Source organism: Rania fehmarnensis, from assembly GCF_056494185.1.
This window is the reverse complement of the sequence record NZ_CM151398.1, coordinates 253,915-270,308: the sequence shown is the minus strand read 5'-3', so window position 1 is coordinate 270,308 and position 16,394 is coordinate 253,915. Positions and strand designations below refer to the sequence as shown.

General features: G+C 56.1%; 19 protein-coding genes. 5 read left to right on the top strand and 14 right to left on the bottom strand.

Annotated elements, in window-relative coordinates; all coding sequences use genetic code 11:
- Nucleotides 1–34 precede the first annotated feature (34 nt).
- From trpB to SH573x_RS00940, 9 genes are all read right to left on the bottom strand, one after another.
- A complete protein-coding gene (trpB, locus tag SH573x_RS00980; RefSeq protein WP_479352422.1) occupies nucleotides 35–1,249 on the bottom strand; it encodes a tryptophan synthase subunit beta in 1,215 nt (404 codons plus the stop codon).
- Nucleotides 1,250–1,646: 397 nt separating this feature from the next.
- Nucleotides 1,647–2,726: a PA0069 family radical SAM protein gene (locus SH573x_RS00975; RefSeq protein WP_479352421.1), complete on the bottom strand. Its 1,080-nt coding sequence runs from the start codon at nucleotides 2,724–2,726 to the stop codon at nucleotides 1,647–1,649.
- A gap of 183 nt (nucleotides 2,727–2,909) precedes the next feature.
- Complete coding sequence (queC, locus tag SH573x_RS00970; protein ID WP_479352420.1) at nucleotides 2,910–3,590, bottom strand: 7-cyano-7-deazaguanine synthase QueC; 681 nt, start codon at nucleotides 3,588–3,590, stop codon at nucleotides 2,910–2,912.
- Complete coding sequence (locus SH573x_RS00965; RefSeq protein ID WP_479352419.1) at nucleotides 3,587–4,024, bottom strand: YraN family protein; 438 nt, start codon at nucleotides 4,022–4,024, stop codon at nucleotides 3,587–3,589. Before SH573x_RS00965 ends, queC begins: the two co-directional genes overlap by 4 nt.
- A 235-nt stretch (nucleotides 4,025–4,259) precedes the next feature.
- Nucleotides 4,260–4,610 carry a 50S ribosomal protein L19 gene (gene rplS, locus SH573x_RS00960; protein WP_479352418.1) on the bottom strand — a complete coding sequence of 117 codons (351 nt, stop codon included), beginning with the start codon at nucleotides 4,608–4,610 and terminating at the stop codon, nucleotides 4,260–4,262.
- Nucleotides 4,611–4,982: 372 nt separating this feature from the next.
- A complete protein-coding gene (gene trmD / locus SH573x_RS00955) occupies nucleotides 4,983–5,642 on the bottom strand; it encodes a tRNA (guanosine(37)-N1)-methyltransferase TrmD (RefSeq protein ID WP_479356843.1) in 660 nt (219 codons plus the stop codon).
- Between the two features lie 78 nt (nucleotides 5,643–5,720).
- Nucleotides 5,721–6,074 (bottom strand): 30S ribosomal protein S16, encoded by a 354-nt coding sequence (gene rpsP / locus SH573x_RS00950; RefSeq protein ID WP_479352417.1) that lies wholly within the window; start codon nucleotides 6,072–6,074, stop codon nucleotides 5,721–5,723.
- A 96-nt stretch (nucleotides 6,075–6,170) separates the two neighbouring features.
- The gene (gene ffh, locus SH573x_RS00945; RefSeq protein ID WP_479352416.1) at nucleotides 6,171–7,643 is read right to left on the bottom strand and encodes a signal recognition particle protein; all 1,473 of its coding nucleotides are present in this window, start codon (nucleotides 7,641–7,643) and stop codon (nucleotides 6,171–6,173) included.
- Between the two features lie 118 nt (nucleotides 7,644–7,761).
- The gene (locus SH573x_RS00940) at nucleotides 7,762–8,088 is read right to left on the bottom strand and encodes a hypothetical protein (protein ID WP_479352415.1); all 327 of its coding nucleotides are present in this window, start codon (nucleotides 8,086–8,088) and stop codon (nucleotides 7,762–7,764) included.
- Nucleotides 8,089–8,286: 198 nt separating this feature from the next.
- On the opposite strand from SH573x_RS00940, the gene SH573x_RS00935 reads away from it, so the two are divergent.
- From SH573x_RS00935 to SH573x_RS00925, 3 genes are all read left to right on the top strand, one after another.
- Entirely contained in the window at nucleotides 8,287–10,008 is a 1,722-nt protein-coding gene (locus SH573x_RS00935; protein WP_479352414.1) for an alkaline phosphatase, read from the top strand.
- Between the two features lie 451 nt (nucleotides 10,009–10,459).
- Complete coding sequence (locus tag SH573x_RS00930; protein WP_479352413.1) at nucleotides 10,460–10,828, top strand: hypothetical protein; 369 nt, start codon at nucleotides 10,460–10,462, stop codon at nucleotides 10,826–10,828.
- 368 nt (nucleotides 10,829–11,196) lie between these two features.
- Entirely contained in the window at nucleotides 11,197–11,769 is a 573-nt protein-coding gene (locus SH573x_RS00925; protein WP_479352412.1) for an RNA polymerase sigma factor, read from the top strand.
- A 153-nt stretch (nucleotides 11,770–11,922) separates the two neighbouring features.
- Here SH573x_RS00925 and SH573x_RS00920 read toward each other — a convergent pair whose 3' ends face one another.
- The 3 genes from SH573x_RS00920 to SH573x_RS00910 form a co-directional block, all read right to left on the bottom strand.
- Nucleotides 11,923–12,537, bottom strand: coding sequence for a hypothetical protein (locus SH573x_RS00920; protein ID WP_479352411.1), 615 nt, complete (start codon nucleotides 12,535–12,537; stop codon nucleotides 11,923–11,925).
- A 55-nt stretch (nucleotides 12,538–12,592) separates the two neighbouring features.
- On the bottom strand, nucleotides 12,593–12,925 hold the full coding sequence (locus SH573x_RS00915; RefSeq protein WP_479352410.1) for an MmcQ/YjbR family DNA-binding protein: 333 nt from the start codon (nucleotides 12,923–12,925) through the stop codon (nucleotides 12,593–12,595).
- A 349-nt stretch (nucleotides 12,926–13,274) separates the two neighbouring features.
- Nucleotides 13,275–13,799 (bottom strand): SMI1/KNR4 family protein, encoded by a 525-nt coding sequence (locus SH573x_RS00910; protein WP_479352409.1) that lies wholly within the window; start codon nucleotides 13,797–13,799, stop codon nucleotides 13,275–13,277.
- A 305-nt stretch (nucleotides 13,800–14,104) separates the two neighbouring features.
- Between SH573x_RS00910 and SH573x_RS00905 the strand changes: the two genes are divergently transcribed.
- Both SH573x_RS00905 and SH573x_RS00900 read left to right on the top strand, forming a co-directional pair.
- Nucleotides 14,105–14,476: a hypothetical protein gene (locus SH573x_RS00905; RefSeq protein WP_479352408.1), complete on the top strand. Its 372-nt coding sequence runs from the start codon at nucleotides 14,105–14,107 to the stop codon at nucleotides 14,474–14,476.
- 40 nt (nucleotides 14,477–14,516) lie between these two features.
- Nucleotides 14,517–14,837 carry a hypothetical protein gene (locus tag SH573x_RS00900; RefSeq protein WP_479352407.1) on the top strand — a complete coding sequence of 107 codons (321 nt, stop codon included), beginning with the start codon at nucleotides 14,517–14,519 and terminating at the stop codon, nucleotides 14,835–14,837.
- Between the two features lie 73 nt (nucleotides 14,838–14,910).
- Here the strand turns inward: SH573x_RS00900 and SH573x_RS00895 are convergent, their stop codons facing one another.
- Nucleotides 14,911–16,170 (bottom strand): hypothetical protein, encoded by a 1,260-nt coding sequence (locus SH573x_RS00895; protein ID WP_479352406.1) that lies wholly within the window; start codon nucleotides 16,168–16,170, stop codon nucleotides 14,911–14,913.
- Between the two features lie 9 nt (nucleotides 16,171–16,179).
- Complete coding sequence (locus SH573x_RS00890; RefSeq protein WP_479352405.1) at nucleotides 16,180–16,386, bottom strand: hypothetical protein; 207 nt, start codon at nucleotides 16,384–16,386, stop codon at nucleotides 16,180–16,182.
- Between the last annotated feature and the right edge of the window lie 8 nt (nucleotides 16,387–16,394).

Sequence of the window (16,394 nt, the reverse complement as noted above, 5' to 3'; positions counted from 1 at the left end):
ACGAGTAGGAGTACGAGGAACAAGTGGCGGTAGCTTACATGTCGACGCCTTTGAGGCGAGCGATTTCGGCGGCGTCTTTGTCGCCGCGGCCGCTGAGGCAGACCAGCAGATGTTGATCGGGGCGCATGCTGGCGGCGATCTCGAGGGCTTTGGAAACTGCATGGCACGATTCGAGCGCGGGCAAAATGCCTTCGTTGCGGGCTACCTTGTCGAAGGTAACCAGGGCATCATCATCGCGGCAGTAGGTGTATTCAACGCGACCAGAGTCTTTCCAGTAGCTGTGCTCGGGACCCACACCCGGGTAATCCAAACCCGCTGAGATCGAATGCACATCGGATGTTTGACCATCGCCATCTTGCATCACATAGCTGTAGCTGCCATGCAGCACACCTGGTGAACCATAAGAGAGCGGCGAAGCGTGATCGCCAGCGGCGCTGCCGCGACCGCCAGCTTCTACGCCAATCAACTTCACTTCCGTATCTTCCACAAAGGGATAGAACATTCCAGCTGCATTGGAGCCGCCACCGACGCAAGCAACCACCGCATCGGGCAAACGTTTGAGGGTCTCTAAACATTGCACGCGAGCTTCGCGGCCAATGACCGATTGAAAATCGCGAACCATCATCGGAAACGGATGCGGACCAATGACCGAGCCGATGATGTAGTGTGTGTCTTCGACCGACGCCATCCAGTCGCGCATGGCTTCATTGACCGCATCGCGCAGCGTCTGGGAGCCGCTAGTGACCGGCCGCACTTCGGCACCCATCAAACGCATGCTAAACACATTGGGTCGCTGACGCCGCACGTCTTCTGCACCCATATAGACAACGCACGGCAAACCAAAGTGCGCACATGCGGTCGCACTGGCTACGCCGTGCTGCCCTGCCCCGGTTTCCGCAATCACGCGTGTCTTGCCCATGCGCAAGGTCAACAGCGCCTGCCCCAGCGTGTTATTGATCTTGTGGGCTCCAGTGTGATTGAGATCTTCGCGCTTCAGCCAAATTTGAGCTCCACCGGCCAACTTGCTCAGTCGCTGAGCGTGATAGAGCGGCGAAGGTCGGCCGACGAACCGCGCCAATAGTTCTGCCAACTCCGCTTGAAACTGCTTGTCTTGCTTGGCTGCGTTGTACTCGGCATCCAGTTCGGTCAGGGCACGAGTCAACGTCTCAGGCACAAAGCGGCCCCCAAACTTTCCAAAGCGACCGCTTTGGTCGGGAACTTGAGGCACGGCTGGCGAAGGCATCGTCATATGGGTCACTGATAGGTTGGTAGTTAAGGAGGTTAGTTCTGATTGTCGATGCAGTGGGCACATTGGTCAACTGCCACCTCCCCCGAGGCTTTGCCTTGGGGAGGTGTGAAAGGTGGTGAGTACCGCATGTGTCTTACCTGGTGCTGTGCCCCCTCCCGCAGACGAAGGCTGAACGCCTCGTCTGCGACCTCCCCCGCTCCGCGGGAGAGGTGACAGTCACCTCCCCAAGGCTTTGCCTTGGGGAGGTCGAATCGAGCCGTAGCGAGATTCGGGAGGGGTCTGGGCGGTGAAGGTGGTTAATACCGCATAAGTCTTGCCTAACGCATGGCCCCCTCCCGCAGACGAAGGCTGATCGCCTCGTCTGCGACCTCCCCCGCTCCGCGGGAGAGGTGACAGATCAAAAGAGGCGCATTTGGCCGCCAGGTTCTCTCGGTGGTCGGAATTGGGTGCGATCAAGCTCCGGAAGCGTTTTGTCTAAACCATGTTTGGCTCGCAGGATTTTGAATAGATTGCTCAACTGATCGGCCATATCGCCACTGCCGCGCATGCGCGAGCCAAACTGGGAATTGTTCAACTGGCCATCGCGGACTTTGCGAATTGCATTTTCGACTCGTTGTTTCTTGGTCGGAGCAAATCGCTCGAGCCAGTCGATGAAAATCGGTTTAACGGCCAGCGGCAAACGCAGCATCGTATAACTGATTGCCCGGGCTCCGTGTTCGGCCGACGCCGACATGACCGCAGCCATTTCGTCATCGTTTAAGCCTGGAATCAACGGGGAGAAATTGACCATCACTGGCACGCCGGCTTGCGATAGCTCTTTTACCGCTCGCAGCCGCGCTACCGGTGCGCTCGTGCGCGGCTCCAACGTGCGCGTCAGCGATTGATCGAGCGACGTGATGCTGATGGCCACGCTGATCAAATTCTGCCGAGCCATCGCAGTCAACAGATCCAAGTCGCGCGTAATGAGCGCGTTCTTGGTGGTGATCATCATCGGCTGGCAGGCCTCTTGAGCAACTTCCAACACTTGTCGCGTCAAGCGAAAGTGACGTTCCGCCGGCTGATAGCAGTCGGTAACACCCGAGAGCATGATGGGCTCGGCATTCCAACTGGATTGCGATAAGAACTGGCGAAACAGCTCGGGAGCGCGCGGCTTGACGAAGATCTGAGTTTCGAAATCCAGGCCCGCAGACAGCCCCAGATATTCGTGCGTCGGCCGGGCGTAACAATACGCACAGCCATGTGCACATCCCCGATAGGCATTGAGGCTATATCGAAATGGGACATCGGGGCTATCGTTGGAAGAGACGATCGACTGTGAATCGTCTTCGAAATACTCCGTGCGCGGTCGAGATTGTTGGTCGTGAAATTCGTCGTCGTGCTCCAGTTGCTCGATGTCAGCTTCGATATGCAGACGCTGAAAGCGATTGGCTGGGCTAAGCTGAGCACCTCGACCGACGATCGGAAGTTGGTTTGTCATAAGTTTGGTCGCTCGGTGCTCTTGAGCTGCGTAGCGGAATGCGTCAAGCATTTCGTCATTGGTAGCGGAATGCGTCAAGCATTTCGAGACTCGCCCTTTTCCTTCCCGCGAGAACGAAAGCCTTGACGGCTTCCGTTACGGAACTTCTCGAGAGCCTTGACGGCTTCAGCTACGGAGTTTCCGCTACAGGGCTGGGTCTGGCAGACCGTTTTGCTCGAAACCGCGCAGGCGCAACAGGCAAGCATCACAATGACCGCAAGCCTGGCCGCTGGGTAACGGATCGTAACAACTGCTGGTCACGCTGTAGTCTACTCCTAACCGCAATCCCCACTGAATAATCTGAGCTTTGGTCAGTTCGATCAGAGGCGCATGGATGCGAATCGGCTGGCCAGTTACGCCCGCTTTGGTGCCTAGATTGGCCAAGGCCTCGAAGGCTTGAATGTACTCGGGACGGCAGTCAGGGTAACCGCTGTAGTCAAGTGCATTGACGCCGATAAAGATGTCGCGTGCACCCTGACTTTCCGCAAATGCCAAGGCTAATGACAGAAACACCGTGTTGCGCGCAGGCACATAAGTGATAGGTATCTCGCTGCCGATCTGTTCGACGCTGTCATGTTTGGGTACGGCCAGGTCCGCAGTCAGAGCCGAACCACCGAACTGGGACAAGTCGATATCGACGATGACATGTTTGTCGACACCCACGGTCTGGGCTATGCGGCTGGCGCAGGCCAGTTCAATTTGGTGACGTTGACCGTAGCGAAAGCTGATCGCCAGCACGCCATAACCTTGCGATTTGGCGATGGCCGCTACCGTGGTGCTATCCAGACCACCGCTCAAGAGAACAACTGCAGGTGCACCGGTCATCGATACATTTGTCCTTTGCCTACCGCTTCGAAAGCATTGATGAAGTGACGAATCTCAGGCTCGACATCCGCACTGGGCCAGACGATCGAGACCACATCAAAACGAGCCGGATGCTCCAACAATCGACGTCGCTTCAGATAAGTCAAAGCGGCCCGCGTTAGTCGATCTTGTTTGCGAGCATCGACCGCTTGCGATGGGTCGCCATCGAAAGCGCTCCGCCATGTTTTGACTTCGACAAAGACCAGGGTTTGCGCATCCAATGCGACCAGGTCGAGCTCACCCAAACGCTGGCGATGGCCCCGAGCCAGAATGCGATAACCCTTCTTTTGCAGATAGCGGGCCGCGCGCTGTTCACCGTCGGGCCCAAGATCCAATGGCCTGGCAGTGCCCAGTCCAGATCGAGCTCGCAGCCACAACCAGAGGCGAACGAGCATGAGTGAATAGCTCCTGTGAAAGACGTAGCCGCTACAGTAGCTGGCTTGGTCTGTTCAGCCCCGGTCAAACTACATCGGTCAAACTACATTGCGGGCAGTTTGGCCCAAGGTTATGCCGGCAGGAATGCCGGCAACAGTGGTGGTGCAGTGCAGGTTGGTGCAGTGCAGGTTGGTGCAGTGCAGGTTGGTGCAGTGCAGGTTGGTGCAGTGCCTTTCGCGGAGCGAAAGGAGACGATTACACGCGACGTTCGGTCAGACGCACAGCCTTACCGCTGCGATCGCGGAGGAAGTAGAGCTTGGCGCGGCGGACAACGCTCCGGCGTTTGACATCGACCTTTTCGATGCGTGGCGAGTGGAGCGGAAACTTGCGCTCTACACCCTCGCCGGCCACAATGCGTCGGACGACAAACATTTCGCGTGTTCCAGCACCGCTGCGAGCAATGACCACGCCGGAGAAGACCTGGATGCGCTCTTTGTTGCCTTCCAAAATCTTGGTGTGCACGTCGACGGTATCACCGATTTCAAAGTTACCCACTTCTGGGCGAAGGCAGCTTTGCTCGACCAGTTGCATTAGTTTTTGGGACATGGTTAAAAAACTCCGGCAGTATGAACTTATTGTGCTCTATTTTCACTATCAGCGTGATTGTCAGCGACCACTCGTCGGGTGCTCAGCTGATTATCGTCCTTCGATGTGCTGGAACCCCATAGTTTGCCGGACTTTGAGCAAGTTGGCTAGAGCAAAATCGAGGTCGGCTCAGCATTTTTAATGCCCTTTCGAACCAACTCGGCCAGCCGTCGTTTAACCCGTAGCCGCCAGGCTAGGCAATCGAAGCGGTGCACGTCCACTACCGAGTGAGTGCCTTAAGCCAACAGATACTCAGGGAACGCAGAGTTGGGTTAGCGGGTGCTCCTCGCCTGGCGGCTACGGGTTAAACGATTGCCGCACGAGGCTAACGTGCTAGGGCTGGCTGCGGCGGCGGCTTTGGTCGGCGCGCCAGACTGAGATTTCTTTGTGATTACCGTTGAGCAAGACGTCCGGTACGACCAAACCGCGGAATTCGCGCGGGCGCGTGTACTGGGGAAACTCCAGCCATCCCTCGCTGGAGTGCGAATCTTCCTGGCTGGAACGCTCGTCACCCAACACGCCTGGAATCAAGCGAATCGTGGCGTCAACGATGGCCATGGCTGCTACCTCGCCACCGTTGAGAACGAAATCTCCCAAGCTGACTTCGCGGGGCTGCAGCAGATCGATCACCCGCTGGTCAAAGCCCTCGTAGCGACCGCACAACAGGATCAACCGCGTGATCGTCGCCAACTGGCCAACCATGGGCTGATTGAGCCGTTGGCCTGTGGGACTCATCAAAAGCAACTGGCCGGGATCATCACAGAGCGCTCGCACCGCTTCCACGCATTCGACCACTGGTTCGACTTGAATCAGCATGCCGGGACCACCGCCGTAAGGCCGATCGTCGATCTTGTGGTGCTTGTTTTTGGACCAGTTGCGCAGGTCGTGCAGATGGACCTGGACCAGGCCTGCGGCAATCGCTTTGCTCAACAGGCTCTCTGCCAGGTAACCCGAAAAGATATCGGGAAACAATGTGATAATGTCGAATCGCATGCAGGCACTCAGTTCGCCCAAACGCTCTTGGCGGTTCGTGCTCTGCATCAAACGATGCAGAATACTACTGAATGGCGACTATTCCGCGGCTGGAGCGGGCGTGGGTTGTGCCGCAGCCAGAGGCTGATTGCGACGCTTGCTCTTGATCTTTTCCAGAGCTACCTTTTGCTTGTCCAAGTGCGTGCCGTTGGTGCCGTACTTTTTGATCAGCGTGGCGGCCGCCTCGCTGGGTTGGGCACCTACGCTTAACCAATAGTCGATGCGATCGGCTTTCAGAATTGCGCGAGCATCGGTGTCGGCGACCATAGGGTCGTAATGTCCGAGCTCTTCAATGACCTTGCCGTCGCGCGGAGCTCGCACGTCGGTTGCACACACGCGGTAAAAAGGTCGAGCCTTGCGGCCCATTTTTTTGAGACGAATTCTGACGGCCACGCCGTTTCTCCTCGCGATTCAATGCAGACACGAACTGGGTATGAGGGGCACCAGTTTAGCAGCCCTGGGCAGTTTTGGGGAGTCGATTTTGCAAGGTTATTTCCCCTTTCTTTTGGCTTTTCTGAGCAGCTTGTCACGCTCGCGCTGCATGCGTTCGCGCTCTTTAGGGGTCAATCGCTTGCCGGTCGAGCCCTTGGTTTTGATCCCCCCCATCGACGGATCTTGCATCATGGCTTGCTGCATTTGTTGCATCATGGCCATGCGATCACCGCCTTTGGCGCCCGAAACCATCTGCATCATCGGAGCCATAATTCCGAACTGTTTGATTAGCTGAGTAATCAGCGAAGGCTGGACACCGGCCCCTTGGGAGATGCGGTTGCGTCGCGAGGTATCGATGATCTTCGGATTGCGACGTTCGGCAGGCGTCATCGAATTGATGAGGCCCACCATCTTTTGAACTTCGCCATCGGTATTGGTGCCTTCGAGCATCTTGCGAAAGTCGCCCATGCCTGGCATCAGGGAGAGCATCTTCTGCATCAAACCAGGCTTGGCCATCTTTTCGAGCATGTCCTTGAAATCTTCGAGCGTAAACTGGCCGGCCGCCATGCGGGCTTCCAGCTTTTCACGCTCTTGATCTCCAAAGACGCGATGGGCTTCGCGGGCCGCAGCCAGAATATCGCCCATCTCCAGAATGCGGCTGGCCATGCCTTCGGGCCGGAAGGGCTCGAGGGCATCCAGATGTTCGCCGGTACCAATAAACTTGATGGGCACCTGCGTAACATGTTTGACGCTCAACAGCGCACCGCCCCGAGCGTCGCCGTCCAGCTTGGTCATGATCACGCCGTCCAGGTCGAGCGCCTCATTAAAGGCGGCCGCCGAATTAACGGCGTCCTGGCCAGTCATGCCGTCGACCACCAGGTAGACCTGGTCGGGGTTCAGCCGTCGATCGATTTCCTTGAGCTGATTCATCAGCTCTTGGTCAATAGCCAACCGACCAGCCGTATCGAGCACAACCACATTGGCGCCGGCCGCTTTGGCCTGGGCTACACCTTCACGGCAGACTTGGACCGGATCGGTCGCGCCGGTCTGACTGTAAACCGGTACGCCCAGTTGCCGGCCAATGACATGCAATTGCTCGATAGCCGCGGGGCGTTGCAAGTCGGCTGCCACCAGAAACGGCCTGGCCTTTTCCTCTTTGAGCAGCTGGGCCAGCTTGCCGCACGTGGTCGTCTTGCCGGCCCCTTGCAGCCCGCACAACATCAGCACGGTCACGTCGTCGGTCTTCATCGGAATCGCAACGTCGACTGGCCCCAGAATGGTTACCAGCTCTTCGTAAACAATTCGAATCAGTTCCTCTTGCGGCTTGAGCGAGAGCAGGACCTTCTGGCCAAGGGCTTTTTCGGTGACGCGGTCCATGAAAGACCGGATAACGGTGTAGCTAACATCCGCCTCCAGCATGGCCTGCTCGACCAACTGCAAGCCGTCGCGCATGTTCGCTTCGGTCAGCTTGCCTTTGCCACGCAAGGTTTTAAAGGCCGATTGCAGTCCTTCTTGAAGCGATTCAAACATAATAATGGCAGCTCTGTTGTCGCAGGGGTCGGTGTTTTATGGTGGCTCAGGTGGCAGTTCTTAGCGTGGATTACCGATGACATTCTAAATGCCACTGTCGGTGGCTGACAATCGGCAATTACTGTCGATTAACCACCTGGGCCATAATCTCGTACAACCGCAATGTCTTTTTGAGCAGCCATTTGTCAGCCCCAGCTCCTCGGACGATACGAGCCGATCGCGACGCATCGATCAAACGATGATTGCAACGTTCCGGGAGCGTCATCGAATTGATCAAAGCGACCATGCCTTGCATCTCGGATTGGAGTTTGAGAGCCCCGCTTGTTCGTCCCGCATCCAAAGTAGCGTCTTTTGAGGCGAGCTCAGGGTCTCGGGACGAGACAGTGATCAGGAATGCCTTGAAGTCATCCAAGTCGAAACCGTGGTTGGGCGAGATGGCAATCATGGTCGGGCTTGTGTCTCTGAATACAGTTTCAAATTTCACACGAATCGAAAATTTGGCGGGTTCAGAGCGGAGAATCTTCCAGCTAAAATACCCGGGGCCCTCAGTCCCTGCGATGAACTGAATCAAAACGACTCCGAACTGCGCCCGATCTAGCGTACGAATACTTGTTACTTTAGCAACAAACCGAGCCATTAACTGATGCATTGCTTTGGACCTCGCTTGCGCCCTATCGCCTTCACCAGCCTATTATCCTCCACACTATTCTTTACGGCCCTTGTCACACCCAGCGTTCTTTACGGTCAAGACCAAACGCCAGCGCCCGAAGGCCAGCCGGCCGAAACCCCGGCTACCCCACCCAGGCAACTCACCGGCATCGCAGCCCTGCAGCAACAAGCAGTTGAGACCAACGCGGCCGCTTGGGCACACTGGGGACCGGAACCCGACAAGTATTCCACATGGAAGTCGCACTCCAATCGTTTGATACCTATATATGCGTTTGGTGATTCGCTCGATCGGGTGCGCGGGGCCAATAGCGTTTATCGCGATGCGGCTAAGCTAGAAAAGTTGTACGGGGTGGTGCCCAACAACACGCTCAATCCCGCGGCCGAGTACTTTGACCAAACCGACGTATATCTTCTGCAGAAGAGTGCGGCCGAGGCTGGCAAGAAACGCATCATTCTGTTTGTGTTCGATGGCACCGACTGGCAAACGACTTGGGCAGCGGCGATCGCTAAAAGCAAGCGCGTTGGCTACACCGCTGGGCGTGGAACGGGACTCAACTTTCAGGACTATCGCGGCACAAGCACCGACTTTGGCTACTTTGTCACCTCGCCTCACAATGAAGGCACCACCATCAATGTCGACGATCAAAAGGTAACCGGCATCGGGGGCAAGATCCCGGGCGGTTTTGACCCCAGGCGCGCCGGCGAGTTTCCCTGGAGCACTATCCCCGATGCTCAATACCCGATCGGCGCCGGCAATGAACCCCTTCACGCCTACACCGATTCGGCTTCGTCGGCGACGTCGATGACCTGTGGTATCAAGACTTACAACGACGCCATCAACGTCGACTTTGCGGGTCGGGAATCGCTATCCCTTGGACGCAACCTGCAGGAGCAAGGTTACGCCGTGGGCGTGGTCACCAGCGTTCCCATATCGCACGCAACTCCCGCGGCAGCCTACGCTAGCAACATTCATCGCGATGACTATCAGGATCTGACGCGTGACCTGATCGGAGTGCCCTCGATTTATCATCCGGGTGGACTTGCGGGTGTCGATGTGTTGATCGGCGGAGGTTGGGGTGAGGAGAAAGCCGAAGATGGCGCGCAAGGCAAAAACTTTGTGCCGGGCAATCGCTATCTGACCGCCGAAGATCTCGTCAAAATTGACGCAGCCAATGGCGGCAAGTACGTCGTCGCCCAACGCACGGCCGGCCAGTCGGGACCTGCCGTGCTGCGTTATGGAGTCGAAACCGCCGTCGGGCGCAAACAGCGCCTCTTCGGTTACTTCGGCGTGAAGGGCGGCCACTTGCCCTTTCAAACGGCCGACGGCAAATACGACCCGGTCTCCGGCATGGGCAGCGGTGGTAAACCCGATGAAGCCGAAGTCTACACAGAAGCTGACGTGCAAGAAAACCCAACGTTGGCCGACATGACGATCGCAGCGGTCGATGTGCTGCAATCGCGTTCGGACCGCTGGTGGCTGATGGTCGAAGCCGGGGATGTCGACTGGGCCAACCACGCCAACAACATCGACTCTTCGATCGGCGCCTTGCACAGTGGTGACGACGCGTTTGCGGCGATAGCCAAGTGGATAGAAACCCACGGCGGCTGGCAAGATACGGTGCTGTACCTCACGGCCGACCACGGCCATTACCTGGTCCTGGACAACCCAGAAGCCCTGGCCCAAGCAGCACAGTAATCTTTGGAGTGCAGTGCCCGCGGCATCGCTTTGATCCTACTCCTACTCCTACTCCTACTCGTACTCGAAAAACCTACGAGTAGGAGTAGGAGTAGGAGTAGGAGTAGGAGTAAACCATTGGCTAGCGCTAAGTACTTCAAGAACCGGGGCTAACGCCCGCGGCTTAGAAAATTTTCTGAATTTACAGCGAACCTCGCGGTTTGTACCGTGTCTAAGCGTCATACCCGGTCGGCGGAAAAGGACAAACAATTTGTCTCTGGATGGTCGATACGGTATGATTAGGTGCTGGTCCGGGATCGTGTTCCGGATCAGCGACAATGTCGATCTGGTTAGAGCTAAGCGATTAACACGGCAGCCCTCCAAGCTGCTCATGCTTTGCTAGCATCAGATCAAAACGATCTTTCCATATCTCTCTCAGTTCACGCCCCGGAAAGGTGTGAGGGAGGAAAACATGCGTAAGTTTGGCATTTCCAGCTCGGTCTCCACCATCGTCGCAGTAGCGAACGATTGTTTGGTAGCTGCTGGCGTGGCCTCGCGCACACTCCTCCATCACATGAACATGCGTGAACATCTAGGCAATTGGCAGAAGCCAGATGCTGGGCTCCCACGTGAGCGTCGTTACCAGCCGAGTCGCTATCAAGCGATTCGTATTAGTAGCACGCGTAGCCTCGGGAGAACTGCTCACACGACAGACAACTCGACCAATGTTGTCTCCACGTTGTGGCAGATTGCGTTATCCAAACGCCCCATGCAGCAAGCTTTAGCCCTTTGTCCCGCTTACGCGGCGATAGCCAGGATTAGCTCAGCCCCCAGAGGCTAAGCAGCCGGCAATTTAACACGAGTCAGACCGGAACATCCCCTTACCACGGATGTCGGTCGCTTCGCCAAAGACGAGGCGAAGAGAACCGCGAACCCTCGATAGAGATCCTGTGTAGCCAACTGTCTTGGCCCCTAGGCCAAGATGCACGGCTGCAACTGTCCTGCTCAACGTGCAGTTATCGCTGCCCGCAGGCAAGTTGCTTAACCAGCGAATCCTCTTTCGGCGTTACTCGCAGATCTCTCTCGCTGAACGTAAGTAAGCCCAACACAGAAGCCAGTGATTCGGTTGGTCCAACCTCTCAGGCCCTATACGCCTGAACAAAGTGGACCAGCCCACCACCGCTTCGCTAGTCGAGAGAGACGTAGAGAATGGTTGCCAACGAACTATTGCTGGATATCACTAACTGCACCGTTGTCGAACTGGTTCGCGAAGCACAAGCTGGCAACCCAGAAGCGCAGGGTGCGCTGTACGAACGTTACCAGGATTCGTGTATCGCTCTGGCTTGCCGCTTGCTCGGTAACCGGGACGAAGCCGAAGAGTTGGTTCAGGATGTATTCATCCATGCCTTCGCGCGGCTGGAGCAACTGCGCGTCGCCGAAGCGTTCGGTGGCTGGTTGCGACAGATCGTGCGTCGTATGGCCTACAACCGGTCCACTCGTCGGCATGCGACTTACGCGGCTGAGAACGAAGTCTTGGAAATGGTCCACACGACTGAAGTCACGCCGCTAGACGAAGTCCTGGGTCAAGAGACTCGCCAACAGGTTCAAGCCGGTTTGCAAAAGCTCGGCCGCCTGGACCGCGAAACGCTGGAAGCGTTCTACATCGGAGGTCAAACGTTGATCGAGATGGCCGCCGACTTCGACGCCCCAATCGGCACGATCAAGCGGCGTCTGCACGTCGCCCGCAAGCGACTGGCTCGCGAACTAGAAACCGCGATCTAAAGTAAACGACTACCGGCACCACCGAGCTTGTCTCGGTGGTGCTGATGACTGAGCAGCTAGACCGCGACTAGCGCTAGCTAGCCAGTCATGCTCCTGCTGACACGATGTCACTGGAGTTGTTTAACCCGTAGCCGCAGAGGCGAGGCGAACCCGCTATTTGCCTTCGATCGGAGGTCCAAACACGCGATCAACAGGCTGGCCCTTGCGGACGAATTCCTCGCGAAACTTCCTGACTTTTGTCAGTCCCTTTTCCCATTGTTCAGCGGTAACTTTTTCAAGTTTTGGGTGCTTTAGCAATCTGTCCATTGCATCAACCTGCATTTCATACAATGACATTTTGGAGACGTCCTGGTACCAGTCTTTGTTGATGGGCAGCTCTACCCAAACGCCGATGTCGCGAGAATCAATAAAGCTGAGACCAGTAAGCAACACCTTCCCTTGGATTATCTCATGACAGGCATCGCCAACGGTTTGATTATAGAACACTCCGCTAGTGGGATGCTCCCGGGGGTATGAGAAACGTTTGTCGTTCAGGTGCTCTACAAGGATTGGCAGACTCTCCAGAAAGTTACTAGTCAGTTGTCGAAACGCTTCCTTGACCGGTTCTAGAGACTTTCGTTCTTCTTTTGAGAGTCGATCCCCTGGGCTCTCATATTGACGAGGAGCTCTTGCATTGGCGAGTTGATCGATCCATGCACGAATCTGCGAATCCGACGGTGGCTTTCTCTCTTGAGCAACCGTTGTCCCGGCAAGTACCATAATGGACACGATTATCGCAACTACTCGACTCAATTCGAATCTCCCAGCGCATTGGCTCACGAGTTTACTTTCGCTTCCGTCGCGCCGGCGCCGCCTTGTGGTCGTACGCTTTACGGACCAAGTCAACAACCGTCGACTTGCGGGCAAGCGGGAGCTTGGCACGAACTCCCACCACCTTGCCACCCCATAGCACGGGCTCCAGAAACTCAGGATCCAAGATCAGGGCCTGCTCTCGCTCATGCTCAGGCAGGAAGATGTGCAAGAGTTCGTCTCCAGGAGGAATGGTGACGAAGATCTTGCCTTGAACGCGAAACGAACTGAAGTGGTGGTGTGGCTCCTCGGTGGTCTCCGGTAGCGCCAGGACTAGTTTGCGGATGTCTTCGAGCTTCACTGCCATGGATTGGAGACCTCTAACCGCCGGCCAGGCCAACCGTTGCCCAAAGCAGGAGGGTGATACGTGTGGCGCAGACGAGCGTTATGTGGGATGCGCTCAGCAGAAATCCGAAGAGCCCAGGCATCATCACAGTATCCTACCAAAACCAAAACCAGTTCTCTTTCAGCCATTCAATAAATCCTGCACCCAATGTTCATCGTTCTTGGATAGGTGAGTCGCAGAGAACATCTTCGATGGAGAGGCAGTATTGCGCGCAGCCGGCGATTACCACCGCTACCCGGGCGGTGGCAAAAGCGTTTTCCATTCGGAAGTCCCGCGACTCGGCATCTTCAGTAGAGGTCAGCGTGCGTCTTCACGATCTTTGCCCCCAGTCGTCCATAAATATCTCTCCTTTAACTACCTGGTATTTACCAGCACGGAGATTGTCCTTCAGCCCGATTAGATAATCCGAGAACGAACGGGCCAGTGGCAAGGCGTAGTTGTTTTGAGCGTATACAAAGGGCGTTCCGGAATTGCAGTCGATCGTAAGCGTCCAGCCAAAGTGACTATCTCCAATCAAAAGTTTCTGGTTATCCCAGCCACCCTCCGCGAATGTTCTGCGGGATTCTTTGGACTCTTCGCGAACCTCTCTAGTTTTCGACGCAATCTCGTCGACGGTAAAGAGCGAGAACGCGATGAGTAATTTGCTATCATGGCACCCATTGTGAATTTTTAAAAACTCGCGATAGTCACTCGGTAACGCGACCTCGAGTGCATCCTCGAGATGGCAAAGGGCCTTCTCGGTCGCAGGAGGTTTTAGCAACTGTTGATAATGCGGCGCGATTGATGTCAGCGCTGCAATCAGTTCGGCCCACACCTCGTAAATCATGCAGCTCATGTTGACTCCAGGTAGCCGAGTCTCACCGAAACTCGAATCTCGAAGCGACTGATTCGTCCGACCATTACTAACCTTAAGCTGAAGCCGGTGCTGTTTGTAGGAACAGTGGCTAACGCCGCTAACTAACGCCCCCGGCTTAGTCGGCGGTCTCTACCGAGCCTCCACGTGAAACTGATTTTCAGCCCTAGTTCCTTCATTTGCAACAGACGTGCTTAGAGGCAAAAAACATAAAATTGGCGGATGTCCCGACTCAAACCTACTACTATCTATGTGGCCCAATCTAAATCTGCATAGGAGTACGAACGATGTTTGCAATGGCCCGAATTTGTCCCGCGCTTGCGATGATTTGTCTGGCCTGTCTATCATCGCCATCGGCCCAAGCGAACGAGATCCTGGAAGAAGGACCGAACTACTTTGTCGTACAACATGACACCGGCTCATTCATCGGTAGCGTCGCAATGCGAATGGACATATCCACCGACTCACTCGGAAAAATACATGTGACTTCGCGGATCATTTCGATCGCAGGCAAACCGGGCTGGACGTGGGTGATAAGCAAGTCCGGGGGTATTGATAAAGCCGTTGAAATTAAATTTTCAAAGGGAGCTCAACGACTAACTTTTAAAGCACTTTATGCCCCAGGCAAGACTGTGATCGACTCCGGCGTTGTCAAGTAAGCCCCCGATTTTTGAAAGACGGGATCGGAGCCTCCAGCATGTGCATTCCCAAGCTAAGTCTGGGCTGGCTATCGCTTCCCGTCACGTTCTTCGGTTTCGGCCGCCGATTGATCGCGCACAACCCATCGTTGTCCGCAGCGGTCCGCGGCAAAATCACATTGTCGCATTCAGTACACTTGATGCGTTGAGTCATGGCCGAAATTTAGCAAGCAGAACGGTACGCGTCACCCTGACAACTCTATTGCTCGGCGTTATCGTCGTGCAATTCCAAATTCTCTATTTACGGTGGTTGCTGTTTGAAGATCATCTCGAAGTGATGTTTTCGACAGAAGACGCCCAGCTTCACACGGTGAAGGGCTAGGTCGTCAGGCCCTAGCCCACCAGTCGTGCTTCCACCGACGCGAGGTCGGTGGAGAGCAACTCACAGTGTCCAACTAGAGCGGTGGGCCATCCAAGCGCTGTACAAAGGTATCGCGGAGTGCCAGATAGGCTGCTTCGGCTAGCTTTTGGGCGGCTTGGGTGGCAGCTCCGAAGCGGATAGCTTTCTTGACCTCTGCCTCGGCTCCTGCACCTAACGACGATAGAAGCGACAAGGCCGATTGAACCTGCGGGTCCTCGGAGATTTGCTTTTCTGCGTCGGCGCTGACCTGATCGGCTCTTACGGTCTGTTTGCTCGACCACACGATTTGCCAGCCACGTGTGGGTAGCTTGGCGACAAGAGCTGTTTCGACCGTGGCTGCCTGGCCGGCGGGGTCTTGGTCCAGGCGCGTGATGCGAAACTCCGTGCGACCATCGGATTCAACTTGAGATACAACCGACTGATACCATTGGTCGTTGTTCTGTTTGGCTTGCGCTTTGGCAGCGGGATCTAGGTCTTGCAACAGAGCTTCCAAATTTCCGCTCATCATCTTTTGCATCAAACCGGCCATATCGGCCGCTTGCATTTGACTGCCGCTGCGCAGGTAAATGCCGTTGCTGCCTTGAAAGTCCAGCCCCTTATCAAAGGTGTGTCGGACGAGGGCCAAGCGAAAGGCCCACTCTTCATCGCTCTGCTTTCGCGGTGACAATTGTTTGGAAAGATCGGGGAGCTTCAGGGCAACCTTCACACCCGCATCACTCAGCTCTCGCTCCAACTCAGTTCGCTCGCGACGCGTCACATCGACTAGTTTTTCGCTCCAAGCCCAGACGGCCACGCGCTGCGCATCAGGGGGTGCGCGGCGGACGTTACTGGCTTCTTTGCCGCGAAACTCCAACCACATAAAGCGGCCAGTCAGCGGCTGAGCCGGCGCAGTCGACTCGAGCTCTGCGGCGGCGCGCGCTAGTTCGCGCTCATAGAGTGCGCGCAACGGTTGAGACAGCTTGTCCGTGCTAAGCTCTTTCTCCAAGCGTTCCTTGAGTTGCAACCAGGCAGCTTGCGCCGTGTCCGCTTCGCTCTGAGCGGCCTTGGCAAAGAGAGTCGGATTGTCGCGCTGCAGCTCTTCTCGCTCGACAATCATTAACACGCTATCGGGTGCAGTGGCTTGCCGCAGCGGGACGATCAGGCCCCGCGCCGGCCGGCCCTGACGAAAGCTAACCACATCGACGCAGAGTTGCGGATCTTTGGGAGTTGAGCGACCAGGCGGTTTGCGACCCTGAGCACTGACCGGCAGCGTCATGCACAGCACTAGCAAGCAGCCGGTCAGATGAGTCCGCATGGTAACAACTCACTTTTGCGTGGATGTGCCGATGAGCGATTTTATCGAAGTGATTTCCACCAGCGGCTGGTCTTGCCGGGCTGGACAAGTCTGACACCCTGCACCGCAACCGGACTGGCGACTACCCAGCCACCAACCGCGCACGCGCATCACCATAGCCCACGCGCACGCGGCCACGCACATTAGAGCGACAATGGTTTGCCAGTCGAGATTCATAGTTAGCT

Excerpts from the sequence above, each read along its gene's own strand:
- SH573x_RS00905 (WP_479352408.1), top strand. The coding sequence starts at position 14,105 with ATGTTTGCAATGGCCCGAATTTGTCCCGCGCTTGCGATGATTTGTCTG.
- trpB (WP_479352422.1), bottom strand. The coding sequence starts at position 1,249 with ATGACGATGCCTTCGCCAGCCGTGCCTCAAGTTCCCGACCAAAGCGGT.
- SH573x_RS00930 (WP_479352413.1), top strand. The coding sequence starts at position 10,460 with ATGCGTAAGTTTGGCATTTCCAGCTCGGTCTCCACCATCGTCGCAGTA.
- SH573x_RS00975 (WP_479352421.1), bottom strand. The coding sequence starts at position 2,726 with ATGACAAACCAACTTCCGATCGTCGGTCGAGGTGCTCAGCTTAGCCCA.
- queC (WP_479352420.1), bottom strand. The coding sequence starts at position 3,590 with ATGACCGGTGCACCTGCAGTTGTTCTCTTGAGCGGTGGTCTGGATAGC.
- trmD (WP_479356843.1), bottom strand. The coding sequence starts at position 5,642 with ATGCGATTCGACATTATCACATTGTTTCCCGATATCTTTTCGGGTTAC.
- SH573x_RS00935 (WP_479352414.1), top strand. The coding sequence starts at position 8,287 with ATGCATTGCTTTGGACCTCGCTTGCGCCCTATCGCCTTCACCAGCCTA.
- SH573x_RS00890 (WP_479352405.1), bottom strand. The coding sequence starts at position 16,386 with ATGAATCTCGACTGGCAAACCATTGTCGCTCTAATGTGCGTGGCCGCG.
- ffh (WP_479352416.1), bottom strand. The coding sequence starts at position 7,643 with ATGTTTGAATCGCTTCAAGAAGGACTGCAATCGGCCTTTAAAACCTTG.
- rplS (WP_479352418.1), bottom strand. The coding sequence starts at position 4,610 with ATGTCCCAAAAACTAATGCAACTGGTCGAGCAAAGCTGCCTTCGCCCA.
- SH573x_RS00940 (WP_479352415.1), bottom strand. The coding sequence starts at position 8,088 with ATGATTGCCATCTCGCCCAACCACGGTTTCGACTTGGATGACTTCAAG.
- SH573x_RS00895 (WP_479352406.1), bottom strand. The coding sequence starts at position 16,170 with ATGCGGACTCATCTGACCGGCTGCTTGCTAGTGCTGTGCATGACGCTG.
- SH573x_RS00910 (WP_479352409.1), bottom strand. The coding sequence starts at position 13,799 with ATGAGCTGCATGATTTACGAGGTGTGGGCCGAACTGATTGCAGCGCTG.
- SH573x_RS00965 (WP_479352419.1), bottom strand. The coding sequence starts at position 4,024 with ATGCTCGTTCGCCTCTGGTTGTGGCTGCGAGCTCGATCTGGACTGGGC.
- SH573x_RS00925 (WP_479352412.1), top strand. The coding sequence starts at position 11,197 with ATGGTTGCCAACGAACTATTGCTGGATATCACTAACTGCACCGTTGTC.
- SH573x_RS00915 (WP_479352410.1), bottom strand. The coding sequence starts at position 12,925 with ATGGCAGTGAAGCTCGAAGACATCCGCAAACTAGTCCTGGCGCTACCG.